The organism is Kitasatospora sp. NPDC043950 (assembly GCF_056435345.1).
The window spans coordinates 1-12,408 of record NZ_JBWKER010000001.1 but is presented as its reverse complement, the minus strand read 5'-3'; the positions used below and the strand labels follow the sequence as shown (position 1 = coordinate 12,408).

At 76.3% G+C, this 12,408-nt stretch carries 11 protein-coding genes; 9 read left to right on the top strand and 2 right to left on the bottom strand.

What is annotated here, in order from left to right:
* Window positions 1-30: 30 nt before the first annotated feature.
* Window positions 31-906, bottom strand: coding sequence for an L-histidine N(alpha)-methyltransferase (locus AC07BF_RS00055; RefSeq protein WP_363587494.1), 876 nt, complete (start codon window positions 904-906; stop codon window positions 31-33).
* On the opposite strand from AC07BF_RS00055, the gene pdxR reads away from it, so the two are divergent.
* The 5 genes from pdxR to AC07BF_RS00030 all read left to right on the top strand — a co-directional run bounded on the left by pdxR (window position 905) and on the right by AC07BF_RS00030 (window position 5,489).
* Window positions 905-2,455 (top strand): MocR-like pyridoxine biosynthesis transcription factor PdxR, encoded by a 1,551-nt coding sequence (gene pdxR, locus AC07BF_RS00050; protein ID WP_478317722.1) that lies wholly within the window; start codon window positions 905-907, stop codon window positions 2,453-2,455. The two genes, AC07BF_RS00055 and pdxR, sit on opposite strands and share 2 nt — an antisense overlap.
* A 155-nt stretch (window positions 2,456-2,610) precedes the next feature.
* Window positions 2,611-3,828 (top strand): glycoside hydrolase family 3 N-terminal domain-containing protein, encoded by a 1,218-nt coding sequence (locus tag AC07BF_RS00045; RefSeq protein ID WP_478332656.1) that lies wholly within the window; start codon window positions 2,611-2,613, stop codon window positions 3,826-3,828.
* 337 nt (window positions 3,829-4,165) lie between these two features.
* A complete protein-coding gene (locus AC07BF_RS00040; RefSeq protein ID WP_363587500.1) occupies window positions 4,166-4,636 on the top strand; it encodes a hypothetical protein in 471 nt (156 codons plus the stop codon).
* 257 nt (window positions 4,637-4,893) lie between these two features.
* Window positions 4,894-5,238 carry an ArsR/SmtB family transcription factor gene (locus AC07BF_RS00035; protein WP_063350638.1) on the top strand — a complete coding sequence of 115 codons (345 nt, stop codon included), beginning with the start codon at window positions 4,894-4,896 and terminating at the stop codon, window positions 5,236-5,238.
* A gap of 107 nt (window positions 5,239-5,345) precedes the next feature.
* On the top strand, window positions 5,346-5,489 hold the full coding sequence (locus tag AC07BF_RS00030) for a DUF6126 family protein (RefSeq protein ID WP_159398578.1): 144 nt from the start codon (window positions 5,346-5,348) through the stop codon (window positions 5,487-5,489).
* A gap of 7 nt (window positions 5,490-5,496) precedes the next feature.
* Here AC07BF_RS00030 and AC07BF_RS00025 read toward each other — a convergent pair whose 3' ends face one another.
* The gene (locus AC07BF_RS00025; protein WP_478332655.1) at window positions 5,497-8,022 is read right to left on the bottom strand and encodes a cytochrome P450; all 2,526 of its coding nucleotides are present in this window, start codon (window positions 8,020-8,022) and stop codon (window positions 5,497-5,499) included.
* Between the two features lie 340 nt (window positions 8,023-8,362).
* Between AC07BF_RS00025 and AC07BF_RS00020 the strand changes: the two genes are divergently transcribed.
* The 4 genes from AC07BF_RS00020 (at window position 8,363) to galE (ending at window position 12,246) form a co-directional block, all read left to right on the top strand.
* Entirely contained in the window at window positions 8,363-9,100 is a 738-nt protein-coding gene (locus AC07BF_RS00020) for a sigma 54 modulation/S30EA ribosomal C-terminal domain-containing protein (protein ID WP_400984992.1), read from the top strand.
* Between the two features lie 91 nt (window positions 9,101-9,191).
* The gene (locus tag AC07BF_RS00015; RefSeq protein WP_063350641.1) at window positions 9,192-9,623 is read left to right on the top strand and encodes a hypothetical protein; all 432 of its coding nucleotides are present in this window, start codon (window positions 9,192-9,194) and stop codon (window positions 9,621-9,623) included.
* An 887-nt stretch (window positions 9,624-10,510) separates the two neighbouring features.
* Entirely contained in the window at window positions 10,511-11,137 is a 627-nt protein-coding gene (locus AC07BF_RS00010; RefSeq protein WP_478332654.1) for a hypothetical protein, read from the top strand.
* 92 nt (window positions 11,138-11,229) lie between these two features.
* On the top strand, window positions 11,230-12,246 hold the full coding sequence (galE, locus tag AC07BF_RS00005) for a UDP-glucose 4-epimerase GalE (protein WP_363582494.1): 1,017 nt from the start codon (window positions 11,230-11,232) through the stop codon (window positions 12,244-12,246).
* Window positions 12,247-12,408 lie beyond the last annotated feature (162 nt).

Sequence of the window (12,408 nt, the reverse complement as noted above, 5' to 3'; positions counted from 1 at the left end):
CGCGCGGGCGGACCTCCCCGCCCGACCGGCCTACGGGTTGACCGCCACCGCCTTGAAGAAGGTGTAGTGGAACGTCCCGCCCGGCTCGGCCGTGCGGCGCAGTTCGGCGATGCCGTGGTCGAAGGCGTCGGGGGTGGTCAGACCGGCGGCCAGCGCCTCGGCGCGGACGGCCTCGACCATCGCGACGAAGGTGCGCCGGGTGAAGCCCTCGACCAGGGCGGGGCGGGCGCCGTCGGCGTGGACGGTGCGGGGGCGGACGGCCACGTCCCGGAAGCCGGCCTCCGTCAGGAGCGGGTACAGGCGGCGCCCGAGCAGGGCGTCACCGCCGGCCGCCGCCTGGAGCCGCACCAGCAGGTCGACCGCGTCGCGGGCCGCCGGGCCCTGCGGGTGGAAGAAGGCCGAGCCGTGGTCGCCCTCGATCACCGTGATCGTGCCGCCCGGCCGCAGCACCCGCCGCAGCGCGGTCAGCGCGGCCACCGGGTCGGCCAGGTGCTCCAACACGAAGCACACGAAGACGTGGTCGAAGGAGCCGTCCGGGAAGGCGAGTCGGTGCAGGTCGCCGTGGTGCCAGGTGACCCGCGCGGTGGGCGCCTCGGCCGCCACCCGGGCCCGGGCCCGCGCCAGCGAGTCCGCGGAGACGTCCACCGCCGTCAGCAGCACGCCGGGGCCGGCGGCCAGCAGGTGCGCGGTCTGCGCCCCCACCCCGCAGCCCGCCTCCAGCACCCGGCTGCCCGCCGGGTACGCGGTGCCCGCGTGCAGCAGCTCGGCGAGGGTGTCCGCCTGGTCGCCGAGCCGTTGCGCCTCGGTCTCCGAGTAGCCGTGGACGTAACCCGGGGCGTAGTCGTGGCCGGGGCCGGGGCCTGCGGCGTCCTGCCGGTCGTTCAGTGATGCCGTTTCCGTGGTCATGGCCCCACCTTCGCGCCACAATGGCCCGGTGAACAGGTCCAAAGAAGCGCCAGACGGCAGGTCCAAACAGGCGGACCCGGGCGCCGACTTCCTCCAGCTCGACACCGCCGACGCCCCGCCCGGCGGCCTGACCGGCTGGCTCGCCCGCCGGCTGCGCGAGGCCATCGCCGACGGCCGTCTCCCCACGGGCAGCCGGCTGCCCGCCACCCGGGGGCTGGCGGCCGAACTCGGCGTCTCCCGGGGAGTGGTGACCGACGCCTACCGGCGCCTGGCCGAGGAGGGCCAGATCGCCGGCCGGGGCAGGGGCGGCACCGTCGTCGTCGCGGCCCCGGCGCCGCCCGCGCCCCCGTGGTCGGCCACATCCCCGTGGTCGGACAAGTCCCCGGCCTCGTCGCGCGCCCGGCCGGAGCCTGTCCTGTTCCACGCCGACCCCGACCCCGAGGTGTTCGACCTGCTGCGCGGCACGTCCGCCCGGATCGACCTCACCCCCGGTGTGCCCGACCTCGCCGCCTTCCCCCGCGCCGCCTGGCTGCGCGCCGAACGCGCCGTCCTCGACGGCCTCGCCGCCGCGGACCTCGGCTACGGAGACGTCCGCGGTACCCCCGCGCTGCGCCAGGCCGTCGCCCACTGGCTGGCCCGCAACCGGGGCATCCGCGCCGACCCGGACGAGGTGCTGATCGTCGCCGGGACGGCCCAGGCCCTCGCCCTGCTCGGCCGGGCGCTCGGCCGGGTGGGCGTCACCGAGGTCGCCGTCGAGGACCCGGGCTCGCTCGGCGCCCGCCAGCACCTCGCCCACTGGCTCGCCGCGACCCCGCCCGTCGCGGTCGACGCCGAGGGCGTCCGGGTCGACGCGCTGCGCGCCACCGGCGCCCCGGCCGTCCTGCTCACCCCGGCCCACCAGTACCCGACCGGGGTCGTCCTCGGCGGCGAGCGGCGGCGCGAACTGCTGCGCTGGGCGGGCGAGGGCGGCCTGGTCATCGAGGACGACTACGACGCCGAGCACCGCTACGACCGCCCGCCCGTCCCCGCGCTGCGCGCCGCCCTGCCGGAGCAGGTCTGCTACGCGGGCAGCATCTCCAAACTGCTCGCCCCCGCGCTGCGCACCGGCTGGCTGCTGGTGCCGCCGCGGCTGCGCGAGGCCGTCCTGGAGGCCAAGCGGTTCGCCGACCTGGGCAACCCGGTGCTGCCGCAGCTGGTGCTGGCCCGGCTGATGGAGTCCGGCGAACTCGACCGCCACCTGCGGCTGTTGCGCCACCGCCACCGCCGCCGACGGGACGCGATGATCGCCGCCGTCCACGCCCACCTCCCCGGCGCCACCGTCCACGGCGCGGCGGCCGGCCTGCACCTGATGCTCACCCTGCCGCCCGGGGCCCGCTGTACGGACACCGAACTGGCCACGGCGGCGCTCGCCGAGGGCGTCAAGGTGCAGCCGCTGTCCTGGCACGCGCGCCTGCCGTACCCGCCGGGGCTGGTGCTCGGCTACGCGGCGGGTGCGCCGGGGGAGATCGCGGAGGGGGTCGCCGTCCTGGGGCGGTTGCTGCGCCGGTAGGGCTGCTGAGGGCGTCCGGCGCCCGGGTCCCCCGTCCGCGCCGGCGCGGGTGTGCTCCTCCGGGGTCCGGGCTATGGTGGCGACGGGCTCGGGTGCCTTGACAGGCGTGGGTGCCTTGACGGGCCGTATCCCGCTGCCGACCTCAGGGAGGCGTGATGGCCGTGCTTCGGCGCACCGTCCAGTTCGGCGCGATGCTGGTGGTGCTGGCGGCCACGCTCGGGCCGGTTCCGGCCGGGTCGGCACCGGCGTCCGCACCGGCGTCCGCACCGGCGTCGGCACCGGTGTCCGCGCCGGCGTCGATACCGGAGTCGATACCGGGGCGCGGAGTTGCCCCGGGAGAGGGGGCGGTGGCGGCGGAGATGGCCGATCAGGACGCGCGGCAGCTCGCTGGGCGCCGGATCGTACTCTCGTACGCCGGTCCGACACCGCCGCCGGGCGTGCTGCGGACGATCCGGGAGGGGCGGGCGGCCGGGGTCATCCTGTTCGCCGAGAATGTCACGAGCCCGGCGCAACTCGCCGAGGCCGTCGGTCAGTTGCGGGAGGCGGCGGCGCAGTCGCCGGTGCCCGAGGGGCTGCTGCTGATGACCGACCAGGAGGGCGGCAAGGTGCGCCGCCTGCCCGGCGCGCCCGAACTCTCCGCCCGCCGGACCGGATCGGACCCCGACCCGCTCGGCGCGGCGGGCCGAGCCGGTGTCGGCGCCGCCGGGACGCTCGCGGACGCGGGGCTCAACGTGAACCTCGCGCCGGTGCTGGACGTCTACGACACCCCGGGCAACTTCATCGACCGCCATGAGCGCTCCTACGGTCAGGACCCGGCCGGTGTAGGCGAGTTGGGCAGCGCCTTCCTCGCCGCCCAGCAGGGCCTGGGCGTGGCCGCCACCGCCAAGCACTTCCCCGGGTTGGGCTCGGCCGCCAACGGCGAGAACACCGATGACCGCCCCGTCACCCTGTCCGTGCCGCTGGACGAGCTGCGCGCCCGCGGCGAGGAGCCCTATCGGGCGGCCATCGCGGCGGGTGTCGGGCTGGTGATGGCCTCCTGGGCGGTCTACCCGGCGCTCGACCCGGACCGCCCGGCCGGGATGTCGCCCGCCGTGGTCCAGGGCGAGCTGCGCGGACGCCTGGGCTTCCAGGGCGTCACGGTCACCGATGCCCTGGAGGCCGAGGCCCTCGCCTCGTACGGCGGCGCGGGCTCCCGTGCGGTCGCTGCCGCCGAGGCCGGGATGGACCTGATCCTCTGCTCCGCCCGCGACCCGCAGCAGGCCGAGGACGCCACCACGGCCCTCGCCGACGCCCTGGACTCCGGCCGTCTCGACCGCGCGGCCTTCGCGGACGCCGTCACCCGGGTCGACGCCCTGCGGGCCTCTCTGGACTGAGCCGGCGGCGGCCGACCGGCGGTGGTCGGCCGGCGGTGGCCGACAGTGGCCCGCCCGTGGGCGCGGGCGCCGTGCGGGCCGTCCCCAGGCCGACGCCTGCGAGGCGGGCGACCGCCCCGCGCCGGGCAGACCGGCCGTGGCAGGTGCGCGGATCCCGACCCTCCGGGGTGGGATTACGCCATCGAAGGTCTGGTTTCGGTCGGCTCGGCACTTCGAAGGCAGAATCCCGGTCGTGGCATGGGAATCGCATGGCAAAGTACCGTCATGGCACATGTGAAATGTCACATGTGACCTCACCTGTTCTGATCGTTCCTCGTACCCTCCGAAGGAGAAGACAATGAACCGCATCACCCGGATCGCCTCGGGCGCGGCCGGTGCCGTCGCCCTGCTCGCGGCGCCGGCGCCGGCGCTCGCCGCGTCGGCCGGCGGCGCGGCCGGGACCGTCGCCACGGTGACGACCTGCGGCTACAACGGTCTCCAGGCCGGGCTGTCGACCAAGGTCTGCGCCGAGGTCACCGGCGGCAGTGTCGTGCTGTACGGGCAGATCGGCCTGGCCGGTCCGCCCACCCCGGACACCCCGTGGCCGCCGAAGCCGCAGGAGCTGCTCACCCGCCTGTCGGCCGGGGTGGTCGGCGGCGAGTCGCTCGGCTCGGCGAGCGTGCGCGCCGTGTTCACGACCGCCACCGTGCGGGTCGACGGCATCAGCGTCACCGTGCCGTGCGGTTCGGTCCTTCACGCGACCTTCTCCGTCGAGTCGATCTCGCGGGGTCCGGCCCCGGTCGAGGTGGATGTACCTGTAGGCTGCTGACGGAACCTCACCATGGCCGCCGAGTCCGGGAGTTGGCAGCGTCCCGGGCTCGGCTTCCGGCGTTCCCGCACGCCCTCCGGATGTGACGTGGACCACTCGGGGGCGGCCCCGGCGGGCCGGGCGACCGCCAGGCGACGGCCGGGCGCCCACTGTGACGACTTGAAGAAACCTTCATCTGTGGCGATGATGCTTGCCGGCCGCCGTTGAGGGCGCGGCCGCACGCCCAGCGAGCCGTACCCGAGGGAGGGGCGCCGACGATGCCCGTCCCGCTGTACCAGGCCAAGGCGGAGTTCTTCCGCACCCTCGGCCACCCGGTCCGGATCCGGGTGCTGGAACTGCTCCAGGACGGGCCCCGGCCGGTGCGCGAGCTGCTGGCCGAGATCGAGGTCGAGCCCTCCAACCTCTCCCAGCAGCTCGCGGTGCTGCGCCGTACCCAGCTGGTCGCCGCCACCCGCGAGGGCAACACCGTGGTGTACGCGCTCAGCACCCCGGACGTGGCCGAGCTGCTGCGGGCCGCGCGCCGGATCCTGACCGAGCTGATCACCGACCAGGGCGCGCTGCTCACCGAACTGCGCGAGCCCGGCGGCCGGCCGCACCGTTGAGCCCGCCGAGGCCCTCGGGCCGGCTGAACCCGAGGAGCCCGGCGAGCCCGGCCAGCCCGTTGGACCCGCGCCCGACCCGGCCGGCCGACCCGAGGAGAACCCCCGCCATGAGCGAGAGCACGAGCGACGGCACGCGCGAGGAGAAGCGCCGACGCAAGGCCATGCTCATCCGGGCCGGCATCTACATCTTCGCCACGCACCTGTTCGCCGGCTTCGTGTTGCTGCTGTTCGCGCTCGGCGGCCGCAAGTAGGCACCTCCTACGTCCGAGGGCCGTCCTTCACGAGGTAGCGGTCGCTGGTGCTGGTCCAGGCCTGGACGCCCTCGATGAGCTCCCGGGTGCCGTCCAGGTACCAGCGCCCGGCCGGGTGGCGGCGGCGCAGGTCGCTGCGCAGGGCTTCGTTCTCCCGCCGCAGCCGGGCGACCCGGGAGCGGACGGCGCCGACGGCCCGGCTGCGGGTGCAGCCGCGGATCCGTTGCAGGGTGAGGACGGTGTTGAAGGCGGCCGCGGCCTGGCGCTCCTCCCGCTCCAGTGAGTACAGGTCGTTGATCAGCGTGGCGGCGTCGGCGGTGTTGGCGCGCAGCCGGTGCAGTGCGGGCTCCGCGTGGAGGGCGGCGGGGGCGTCGGCGCCGTGGACCCGTTCCAGTATGTTCATGAACGGGTAGAGGCAGCTGCCGTGGCGGCGCAGCCGCATGGTCTCGGGCAGTCCGAGGGCGGGGACCGTGCCGTGGGCGCGGTGTTCGGCCTCGGCGGGGAAGGTCTCCAGACAGGCCTGCCATTCCCGGGCGGCCCGGACGCGCCAGTTGAGCGACATGCCCTGAGCCTGGCGGCTCCACAGGTCGTGCCAGGCGCGGAGCAGGTGGTCGCCCGAGCGCGGTGCCGGGCCCTCGCCGACCGGCGCGGAGGCGCCCGTCCGATCGGCCCCGGTGCGGCGCAGGGCGTCGATGAGCGGGTCGACGACGTCGCGGGCTTCGGCGGGGCGGCGCCCCGGCGGGCCGTCGAAGCGGTCGTCGAGGATGGTGAACCAGCCCAGCATGTCCACCAGCAGGTCGAGGTTGGCGCCGTGGGCGCGGGGGAAGGCGTGGCCGATCAACTCGTGCAGGGCGTAGGCCCCGTAGCGGGTCATCTCGGGCGGGGTGAGGAGGTTGCGGCCGACCACCCAGGCGGCGTGCCGGGCCGCGGCGGTGCGCAGTTCGCCGGACCGCTGCGGGAGTTGGGGCGCGGCGGGGGCCGGGTCGGGGATGCTCACCGGGCAGCGGGCCGCCGGCGGGGCCTCGACGCCCACCTCGTCGTCCCCCACCCCGTCGTCCCCCACCTGGTCGTCCGGCACTCGGTCGTCCCCCGCCCGGTCGTCCGGCGGGCTGTCCGGGCGGGGCACCCGGGCGCCGCGCGGGGCCAGCCGCACGCGCAGCCCGTGCGCCTGGACCGTCGTCCACACCACCTCCCGGGCCCGGGAGTCGGGGACGGCCACCGGTCGCCAGCGGCGCAGGATCGCGGCCGCCGCGACCGTCAGCTCGGCCCAGGCGAAGGCCTCCCCGATGCACTTGTGCTTGCCGGCCCCGAACGGGAGGAAGGAGTGCCGTCCGGCCCCGCCCGACTGCCAGCGATCCGGGCGGAAGCGCAGCGGGTCCGGGTAGCGGTCCGGGTCGCGGTGCAGCGCGGTGAGGCTGTAGAGCAGTTCGGTGCCGGCCGGGATCCGGTACGGGCCGAGGTCCACCGGCACCTGGGCGGTGCGCATCAGGAAGGCGTTGGGCGCGTGCAGCCGCACCACCTCCTGGGTGACGCTGCGGGTGTAGGTGAGCCTGGCGAGCGCCTCGGGGGTGGGGGCGGCGCCGGCGGGCAGGTGCTCGTCGAGTTCGGCGAGCACCCGGGCCTCCACCTCGGGGTGGCGCAGGAGTTCGTCGAGGAGCCAGGTCAGCGTGGTGGAGACGGTCTCGGTGCCGGCGCCGAACATGGTGATCGCCTCGGACCGGACGTCCGCCTCGGTGAGTGGCCGGCCGGTGCCCGGGTCGGTGGCGGCACGCAGCAGGGCGGGCAGGGTGCCGCCCCGCTCGGCGGACCGGGTGCCCGTCGGCCTGACGGCCTGGTCGACGACTCGGTTGAGCACCCGGACGGCGGCGTCGAAGCGCCGGTTGACGGGCAACGGCAGCCGGGCGAGCGCCGGGTGCGGGTAGAGGGACTGGACGATCTGGCCCTTCACCAGGTCCGGCAGGGCCTGGTGGAAGGCCAGGGTGGCGTCCTCGCTCAGCCGGGCGTCGAACAGCGAGCGGGTGACGATCTCCAGCGCGAGGTGGTTCATCTCCTTGGCCACGTCGAGGACTTGCCCGGGGTGCCAGCGCCCGGCCCGCTCCTCGGTGACCTGGTGCATCACGGCGACGTACTCGGCCATTCGGTCCGGCCCGAAGGCGGGTTGGATGATCCGGCGGCGGTCGCGGTGGGCCTGGCCCTCGGACATCAGCAGGCCGTCGCCGAACGCCGTCTTGAGGGTGTCCTGGACGGCGCCGCGCGGGCAGTCGTAGGCGAGGGCGACGAGCAGGGTGTGGACGAGCGGGGCGTCGGTGACCACGCAGACGGTGCGCGGCCCGAGCCGGATCCGGACGACGCCGCCGTGCCGGGAGAGCGAGCCGAGGAATCCGAGCGGGTCGCGGAGCAGGGCGGCCGCGTGGCCGAGGCCGGGGACCGCGCCGGGGGCGAGCGGGGGGACGGTCGCACGGGTGGTGCGGGGTGCGGTCGGTGCGGTTCTCGGGGGGAGGTCCCGTTGCCGCGTCTCGGTCAGCAGGGTCATGTCAGTACCTCTCATCAGAGGAGCCGGTGCGGACGATACCGGGGGCCCCGACGGGCCGGCCGGGAGGTGGGGGGCCGGCTCGCGCGGATCCGCGCGTGCCCCGGCTGGAGGGGCGCACGTCATGGCAAACGCGCCGGTCCGACGGGCGTTGCGCCGAACGCGGGCGGATCACTCCAACGGTCGATCATCCGCAGTGGCTCCGACCACCCCGGAACGTGCTGCTGACCTGCGGTGAAGGCCCCACCGGAAAGATCCGGGCCGGGCCCCTCGCGCAGGGTCTTTGGACCCTCGCCGCCTGGCCGCCCGAGGGCCAGCATGGTCGGGGAGAAGGAGGACCCTGATGACCAGTCTGCGCCACCGGCCCGCCCTCGACGTCCGGGTGGAGATCCGCGGCGAGCTGCCGCGCGAGGACGCCGAGTACGCCCGGGCGCAGGCACTGGACACGGCGGCCGGGCTCGGCCCCGGAACCCGCGCGCTGCGCATCAGGCTCACCCGCGTGCGCGACCGGGCCATGACCCGGCCCGCCCTCGCGCAGGCCGACGCCGACCTGGCCGGCGTCGGCCCGGTCCGGGTGCAACTCGCCGCGGTCACCGCCCGTGAGGCCGTCGACGTCGCCCTGGGCACCCTCGCCGGCCGGGCCGGCCGGCTGCGCGAGCAGGGCGACATCGGATTCGCCGCCGCCCACGAGAGCGCCTACCGCCCGCAGTACGCCGCCCGACCGCTCGCCGAACGGCGGATCGCCCGGCGCAAGGAGGTCGTCCTCGCCCGCCGCACCCCCGAGCAGGCCACCCGCGAACTGCTCGCGCTGGACCGGCCGTTCCACCTCTTCGCGGACGCCGCGACCGGCCGGGACGCGCTGGTCGACCGCTGCCCGCTCAGCGGCGCGCCCGGGGCGGGCCGGTCCGCGGGCGCCGACCCGGCGGGCCCGCTCGACCTCACCGAGGCGGCCCGGCGGCTCTGGCTGACCGGCGGCCCGTTCGTCTGCTACGCCGACCCCGGCGACGGCCGTGCCCGGGTGCTCTACCGCCGCTACGACGGCCACTACGGCCTGATAACGCCGGTAGCGGAGCCTCGTTGACGGGCAGGAGAACCACCGGGGCGGGCCCACCGGCCCCGATGGCCACGACCGCCACGACCGCCACGACTTCCACGACAGGGGAACCGGGACCATGGACTGCGACGAGGTCATGCTGACCGTCCGGATCACCGCCGCCGAACGCGCGCTGCTGCGGGCCCTCGCGCGCGGCCACGGCGGGGACGTCTCCGAGGTGGTGGTCGACGGCCTGCTGGAGGTCATCCCCGCGCTGCACGACGACGCCTCCGCGCTGCCGCTGCGGCGCGTCCTGGCCCGGCCCGCCCCCTGCGCCCTGACCCTCTGGCTGCCCGCCCCGATCGCGGACCTGCTGCCGCTGCTGGGCGAGCGGATCGCGCGGACCGGCGGCCCGTCGAGCGGACCGGCCAGCGCCGCGCTGTCCGCCGCGCTGCGCCTGTGGCTCGCCGGGGATCGGGCGGGGCTGGCCGCCGGGCTGGCCCGACTGCACGGCGGCTGCGCCGGCGGCCGGGCGGCGGCGCAGCAGGCCCCGGTGCGGGCGGCGGCCTGACCGGTGGTTGACGGAACGTCGGTCAGCTGCCCCAGCTGGCATGTCCTGGGCGGGAATTGGCCAGTTCAGGACTCTGTTCAGGGCCCCGTGGCACGCCCTAGCATTTCCTTCACGGCCGTCTGAGCCCAGGCCCCGGGACTCCGGCCGGGTGGCCGCCACCACCCCGTTGCCGGGGAGCGCACACCCCCCGAGTGCGCTTCCCGGCAACGTCACGTCCGGGGCCGTCCCCGGGGTCTCTCGGACCGTCCTCGGTCCGCCCCTCCGGTGTCCTCCGCTCCGCGCGACCCGGCCCGCCGCGCGCGGGCGGCCGAATTCCGCAAGAGGTTTTCGTTATTCCCGTGCGGCCCGCCGCTCTCCTGAGTGCCGGAAGGTTCGGGCCCCGCTCCGCGGGGTGCCCGCACCTCGTACGAGGAGGGGAAACGCGATGGGACGCCGGAGCGCGGAGCCGCGCCCCCCGTAGCGGCAACTCGCCTCCGGTGTCGGCCGGTTCACTTCACGTCGGGTGGCGGCGCGCTGGTGCTCGGGCTCGACGGCCGCTGGTACTACGGTGGTCGGCTAGGGCGGGTCCGACGATTCTCGCAGGGCGCGAACCGTCGGACCCGCCCCGGGGGGAGTTCCAGCAGCCCGAACGGCCGGCCGTGCAACAACCGGCCGCTGCTGAAGGCCTCCTGAGACCGTCCGGCGGCGGGGGGGGGGGGGGGGGGGGGGGGGGGGGGGGGGGGGGGGGGGGGGGAGGGGGGGGGGGGGGGGCGGGGGGGCGTCCCCCCCCCCCCGACCCCCCCCCCCCCCCCCCCCCCCCCCCCCCCCCCCCCCCCCCCCCCCCCCCCCCCCCCCGGCGTCACCGCTCCCTGCCCCTCACCCCTCACCCCTCACGAGGATTTCCCGCCATGCGAACCCGACCCCTCGTCGTCGCCCTCGCCCTCGCCGGTGCGGCCGTGCTGCCCGCCGCCGTGCCGGTTGCCGCCCACGGCGACACCGTCCACCTGGACGTCTCCGGCCAGCGGAACGGCCGCGTCAGCACCATCGCCACCTGGGAGGACGACCACGACCCGGTCACCGGGGAGTTCACCGGCACGCTGGCCGCGACGGCCACCGACGGGCGCACGGTCGGCCCCTGGCGCCTGGTCGCCGTCCCGGGCGAGCCGGGGACGTACACCACCCGGGAGATCCTCCCGGCCGGGCACTGGCGGGTGAGCGTCGACTGCGCGTTCCCCTCGCCGGGGCACGGCGAGGGTGAACTCGACGTCGAGGCCGCGGTGATCGGCGATTCTCCGCTGTCGGGGGCGACGGGCGCGACGACCGGCGCCCCGGCCCCGATACCCGCGCCCGCTCCCACGGCCACACCCACGGTCCCGACCGCCCCGACGGCCGCCGACAGCGTCGCCCGGGCCCGCTCCGCCGCCCGGGACACCCCCTCCGACACCACGCCCGACGCCGCCACCTGGGCCGCGATCGGCACCGCCGTCGCGGCCGTCGTGCTGGTCGCCACCGGATTCTGGCTCCGCCGCCGGTGAGCCCGGCGGCGGAACCATCGAGCGCGAACCACCGTCCCAGAAGCCACCGGGCGCCACCGGGCGCCCGGCCGACCGCAAGGGAGCGTCCGCGCATGAAGAAGGTCCTGATCACCGGCGGCGCGGGATTCATCGGCAGTTCGGTGGTGTTCGCCCTCCTCGACCAGGGCATCACCCCGGTCATCCTGGACGACCTGTCCAAGGGCCGGGCCGAGTTCGTCGAGGGCAAGGTGTTCTACCAGGGCGACGTCGCCGATACGGCCCTGCTCGACCGGATCTTCGCCGAGCACCCGGACATCGACGCCGCCGTGCACTGCGCGGCCAGGATCGTCGTCCCGGACTCGGTGGCCAGGCCGCTGTACTACTACCGGGAGAACGTCGGCAAGACCGTCGAACTGCTCGACGCCCTCCAGCGTCACGGCTGCACCCGCGTCGTCTTCAGCAGCTCCGCCTCCATCTACGCGCCCACCCCGGACGCGCGGGTCGACGAGAGCAGCCCGGTCGAGGCCAACAGCCCCTACGCGCGCACCAAGCTGATGATGGAGCAGGTGCTCCAGGACTGGACCAGGGGGGAGGGCGCCGAGCGGCAGCGGGTCATCTCCCTGCGCTATTTCAACCCGATCGGTGCCGACCCGCGGCTGCGCACCGGACTCCAGGACCTCAACCCCACCCACGCCCTGGGCAAGCTGATCGAGGCGCACACCAACGGCACCCCGTTCACCGTCACCGGTGTCGACTGGGCGACCAGGGACGGCTCCGGCATCCGCGACTACGTCCACGTGCGGGACCTCGCCGAGGCGCACGTCGCGGCGCTGCTCCGCTTCGACGAGGTGATCGCCGAGGGCGCCGAGGACCGCTACCGGGTCATCAACGTGGGCACGGGCGACGGCACCACCGTGCGCGAGCTGATCGCCGCCTTCGAGCAGGCCGTCGGCGTGAAGCTCGACGTCCGCGAGGCGGGCCCCCGGCCGGGCGACGTGATCGGCTGTTACGCGGCCGTCGACACCGCCCGGGAGCTGCTCGGCTGGCAGCCGCGGCGGGGCATCGCCGAGGGCGTCGCCGACGCGCTGGCCTGGCGCGCGCAGTGGGCCGCCCGCCTCGGCGCCAGCTGATCCCCGGCGCGGGGGGGGGGGGGGGGGGGGGGGGGGGGGGGGGGGGGGGGGGGGGGGGGGGGGGGGGGGGGGGGGGGGGAGGGGGGGGGGGGGGGGGGGGGGGAGGGGGGGGTGGAGGGGGGGGGGGGTCGAGAGGGCGGGGGGGGAGGAGCAAAGGAAGCC

Excerpts from the sequence above, each read along its gene's own strand:
- pdxR (WP_478317722.1), top strand. The coding sequence starts at position 905 with ATGGCCCCACCTTCGCGCCACAATGGCCCGGTGAACAGGTCCAAAGAA.
- AC07BF_RS00055 (WP_363587494.1), bottom strand. The coding sequence starts at position 906 with ATGACCACGGAAACGGCATCACTGAACGACCGGCAGGACGCCGCAGGC.
- AC07BF_RS00045 (WP_478332656.1), top strand. The coding sequence starts at position 2,611 with ATGGCCGTGCTTCGGCGCACCGTCCAGTTCGGCGCGATGCTGGTGGTG.
- AC07BF_RS00040 (WP_363587500.1), top strand. The coding sequence starts at position 4,166 with ATGAACCGCATCACCCGGATCGCCTCGGGCGCGGCCGGTGCCGTCGCC.
- AC07BF_RS00035 (WP_063350638.1), top strand. The coding sequence starts at position 4,894 with ATGCCCGTCCCGCTGTACCAGGCCAAGGCGGAGTTCTTCCGCACCCTC.
- AC07BF_RS00030 (WP_159398578.1), top strand. The coding sequence starts at position 5,346 with ATGAGCGAGAGCACGAGCGACGGCACGCGCGAGGAGAAGCGCCGACGC.
- AC07BF_RS00025 (WP_478332655.1), bottom strand. The coding sequence starts at position 8,022 with ATGACCCTGCTGACCGAGACGCGGCAACGGGACCTCCCCCCGAGAACC.
- AC07BF_RS00020 (WP_400984992.1), top strand. The coding sequence starts at position 8,363 with ATGACCAGTCTGCGCCACCGGCCCGCCCTCGACGTCCGGGTGGAGATC.
- AC07BF_RS00015 (WP_063350641.1), top strand. The coding sequence starts at position 9,192 with ATGGACTGCGACGAGGTCATGCTGACCGTCCGGATCACCGCCGCCGAA.
- AC07BF_RS00010 (WP_478332654.1), top strand. The coding sequence starts at position 10,511 with ATGCGAACCCGACCCCTCGTCGTCGCCCTCGCCCTCGCCGGTGCGGCC.
- galE (WP_363582494.1), top strand. The coding sequence starts at position 11,230 with ATGAAGAAGGTCCTGATCACCGGCGGCGCGGGATTCATCGGCAGTTCG.